Genomic DNA, 3,810 nt, shown 5'->3' on the forward strand with positions numbered 1-3,810 from the left:
GCCGACGCCATCGACGTCTCCACCGGCCAGGTCGTCCCCGAGGAACGCCCCGAGTACGGCCGCTCCTACCAGACCCCGTACGCCGACCGGATCCGCAACACCCTGGACGTGCCCGTCATCGCCGTCGGCGCCATCTCCTCCTGGGACGACGTCAACTCACTGCTGCTGGCCGGCCGCGCCGACCTCTGCGCGCTGGCCCGCCCTCATCTGTACGACCCGCACTGGACACTGCACGCGGCGGCCGAACAGGGCTACACGGGGCCGGGTGCCTCCTGGCCGCTCCCGTACCGGGCGGGCAGCCGCCCCCCGCCGACGGGCCGTACCGACGGCCCGAAACCCCGGCTCACACTCGACTGAGCGTCAGGCACTCGTGGCAGCGGCACGGTACGGGATGCGGGGCGGCCCGGCGCGTGGTGCGGTACTCGACGGCCGGCGGTCCGAGGCGGCCCGCTCCGCGCCACCAGCCCGGCACCGGCGGCTTCGCGCCGTAGGCGTGCGGTCCGCCGTCCCGCAGGGCGGCGGTGACGGTCAGCAGCAGCGTGTTCTCGGCGGGCCGGGCGGACAGAGCGGCTCCGGCTGCCTCCAGGAAGGCTTCGACGTCGTCGGTGAAGGTCCAGGTCATGCTTCATCCTGTCGCCCGCACGGCATCGGGTCACCCCGGTTCCGGCGGGGGATCAGGGGCCTTCCCGGGTGAACACGGCTCCTGCGTCCCGCAGCCGGCCGTGCAGCAGCCCGAACACCTCCGCCGAGCGGCCCCCCGGCCAGTCCTTCGGAAGCAGTTCCCCGGGCAGCCCCGGGTCCGCGTACGGAAGCCGCCGCCAGGAGTCCAGCGCGCGGAGGTAGTCCCGGTAGGCCTCCTCCGGATCCGCCGCGTCCTCGCCCGCCCGTGCCTCCCAGGACCGCAGCACCGGTTCCTGCTGTTCCAGGAAATCGAGATGGAGCCGGGCGATCGCGTCCAGGTCCCACCAGCGCGCCACGGCCTCCCGCGTCACGGCGAAACCGAGGTGCTCGCCGCGGAACAGATCGACGTACGGGGCGAGTCCGAGGCGCTCCAGCGTGTGCCGCGTCTCCTCGTACAGTCCGGCCGGCGCGATCCACACCCCGGGCGCCGCCGTGCCGAAGCCGAGCCGGCCGAGACGGGAGCGCAGCAGGTGGCGCTTGTGGCGTTCGGCCTCCGGCACGGAGAAGACGGCGAGCACCCAGCCGTCCCCGGGCCGGGATGCCGGGCGCCGGTAGATCCGCCGGTCGCCGTCGTCCAGCAGCTGCCGGGCGCCGGACGACAGCGCGTACCCCGCGGCCCCGCCCGCCGTACGTGCGGGGACGAGCAGCCCGCGGCGCTTGAGACGCGAGACGGACGAGCGCACCGACGGGGCGTCGACGCCCACCGCGTGCAGCAGCCGGATCAGCTCGGACACCGCCAGCGGGGCGTTGCCCGGGTGGCGGCCGTAGGCGCCGTAGAGGCTGACGATCAGGGAACGGGGAGTGTGCTCGGCCACGTGGTCACTCTAGAGCGGCGGTGCCGCGCAGCAGGAAGCGCTGGAGCTTTCCCGTGGCGGTCCTCGGGAGCGAGGGCAGGAACTCGACGGCGCGCGGGCATTTGTACGGCGACAGCTCGGCCTTCATGTGCGTACGCAGCTCGTCGGCCGACAGCAGTACGCCCTCGCGCGGCACGACGTACGCCGCCACGATCTGCCCGCGCAGCTCGTCGGCCCTGCCCACCACCGCCGCCTCGGCCACGCCGGGGTGACGCAGCAGCGCCTCCTCGACCTCGGGGCCGGCGATGTTGTACCCGGCGGAGATGATCATGTCGTCGGCGCGGGCGACGTAACGGAAGTAGCCGTCGGGTTCGCGGACGTAGGTGTCGCCGGTGATGTTCCAGCCGTGGCGCACGTACACCCGCTGGCGTTCGTCGGCGAGGTACCGGCAGCCGACCGGGCCGCGGACGGCCAGCAGGCCGGGTGTGCCGTCGGGCACGTCCTCCCCGTCCTCGTCCACCACGCGCGCCTGCCAGCCGGGCACGGGGACGCCGGTGGTGCCGGGCCGGATCGCCCCGTCGGCGGCGGAGATGAAGATGTGCAGCAGCTCGGTGGCCCCGATGCCGTTGATGATGCGCAGACCCGTCCGCTCGTACCACGCCCGCCAGGTCGCTGCCGGGAGGTTCTCCCCGGCCGAGACACAGCGGCGCAGTGCGGACAGGTCATGGCCGTCGACGGCGTCGAGCATCACGCGGTACGCGGTCGGCGCGGTGAACAGGACGGAGACCCGGTGCTCGGCGAGCGCGGGCAGCAGCTGCCCGGGGCCGGCCTGTTCCAGCAGCAGGGACGAGGCGCCGGCCCGCAGCGGGAAGATCACCAGCCCTCCGAGCCCGAAGGTGAAGCCCAGCGGCGGGCTGCCCGTGAACACGTCGTCGGGGCCCGGCCGCAGCACGTGACGGGCGAAGGTGTCGGCGACGGCCAGCACATCGCGGTGGGCGTGCATACAGCCCTTGGGCCGCCCGGTGGTGCCCGAGGTGAACGCGATGAGCGCGATGTCGTCGGCGGCGGTGTCCACCGCCCGGCAGGGCCCCGGCCGGGCCGCCGCGAGTTCCGCCAGATCCCCGGGGGAGCCGCCCCCGTACGTCGTGATGCGCAGACCGGGCACCTCGGCCCCGGCCAGGTCGTCGACCGACCTGATGTCGCACAGGGCGTGGCCGACACGGGCGATGGAGCAGATCGTGGCGAGTTCCGGCGCCCGTTGCCGGTCCGGCACCGTCACGGCGATCGCGCCGGCCTTCATCACGGCGAGCCAGCAGGCCGCGAGCCAGGGTGTGGTGGGCCCGCGCAGCAGCACCCGGTTGCCGGGCACGATGCCCAGATCGTGCCTCAGTACCAGGGCGATGCGGTCCACCCGGTCCCGCAGCTCCCCGTAGCTCCACACGCAGCCGTCGGCGCTGCGGAAGGCGGGACGGCCGGGGCCGAAGCGGTCGGCGGTGCGGTCGAGCAGCTCGTACCCGCAGTTCAGCCGGTCCGGATAGGCCAGTTCAGGGAGGTCGAAGACCAACTCGGGCCGGTCCTCGGCGGAGGGGAGGTGGTCGCGCGCGAAGGTGTCGGTGTGTGCGCTCGTGGTACCTGACGGCTTCAAGAAGCATCGCCCCCTTGTCGCCCTTGGAGCGTATCGTTCGGGTGACGGTAGTCAACGGTCCGCGACAAGTCGTGACAAGAGAGGCGCCGGTATGACGGCATTCTCCCTCGATCCCGATCGAGCCGCCTGGTGCGACGAGCTGTACACCCTCGCCCGTGACGAACTGCGGCCCCTCGCCGGGAAGGGCGAGCCGGGCCGCGTCAACCGTCCGCTCGTCGCCGCGCTCGGCGGACTCGGGCTCCTCGACCGCCTCCTCGGTTCCGGTGCGCTCGATCTCTGTCTCCTGCGCGAATCGCTGGCGCGCGGCTGCACCGAGGCGGAGACCGCGCTGGCGCTCCAGGGGCTCGGCTCCGGCCCGCTCCGCCAGGTGGGCACCAGGGACCAGCGCGCACGGTGGCTCCCCGAGGTGCGCGCGGGCCGCGCCGTCGCCGCGTTCGCGCTCAGCGAGCCGGACGCCGGATCCGACGCGGCGGCCCTCGCGCTCGCCGCACGGCCCGCACCCGACGGGAAGGGCTGGCGGCTCACCGGTGAGAAGTGCTGGATCTCCAACGCCCCGGAGGCCGACTTCTACACCGTCTTCGCGCGGACGGGCGAGGGCGCCGGAGCCCGTGGGATCACCGCCTTCCTGGTCCCCGCCGACCGGCCGGGCCTCACCGGAACGGCCCTCGACATGCTCTCCCCGCACCCCGT

At 73.9% G+C, this 3,810-nt stretch carries 4 protein-coding genes and 1 pseudogene; 2 read left to right on the forward strand and 3 right to left on the reverse strand.

What is annotated here, in order from left to right; genetic code table 11:
• A pseudogene (locus VN520_RS24685) lies at positions 1-357 on the forward strand (bifunctional salicylyl-CoA 5-hydroxylase/oxidoreductase); the annotation flags it as partial.
• Here the strand turns inward: VN520_RS24685 and VN520_RS24690 are convergent.
• Genes VN520_RS24690 through VN520_RS24700 form a run of 3 tightly spaced genes read right to left on the reverse strand, consistent with a single transcriptional unit; the run spans position 344 to position 3,120 of the window.
• Positions 344-622: a hypothetical protein gene (locus VN520_RS24690; protein WP_325749130.1), complete on the reverse strand. Its 279-nt coding sequence runs from the start codon at positions 620-622 to the stop codon at positions 344-346. The pseudogene VN520_RS24685 and the gene VN520_RS24690 sit on opposite strands and share 14 nt — an antisense overlap.
• A gap of 52 nt (positions 623-674) precedes the next feature.
• Positions 675-1,496, reverse strand: coding sequence for a PaaX family transcriptional regulator C-terminal domain-containing protein (locus tag VN520_RS24695; RefSeq protein ID WP_325749131.1), 822 nt, complete (start codon positions 1,494-1,496; stop codon positions 675-677).
• 4 nt (positions 1,497-1,500) lie between these two features.
• Positions 1,501-3,120 (reverse strand): AMP-binding protein, encoded by a 1,620-nt coding sequence (locus VN520_RS24700; RefSeq protein ID WP_325749132.1) that lies wholly within the window; start codon positions 3,118-3,120, stop codon positions 1,501-1,503.
• Between the two features lie 91 nt (positions 3,121-3,211).
• Here VN520_RS24700 and VN520_RS24705 point away from each other — a divergent pair.
• Positions 3,212-3,810 (forward strand): acyl-CoA dehydrogenase family protein (locus tag VN520_RS24705; protein ID WP_325749133.1); only part of this gene is annotated, 599 nt, incomplete at its 3' end.

It is taken from the genome of Streptomyces sp. (genome assembly GCF_035563135.1).
Lineage (GTDB): Bacteria > Actinomycetota > Actinomycetes > Streptomycetales > Streptomycetaceae > Streptomyces.

What these genes read in the sequence shown, in the direction of transcription:
- VN520_RS24690 (WP_325749130.1), bottom strand. Translation starts at nt 622, where the DNA reads ATGACCTGGACCTTCACCGACGACGTCGAAGCCTTCCTGGAGGCAGCC.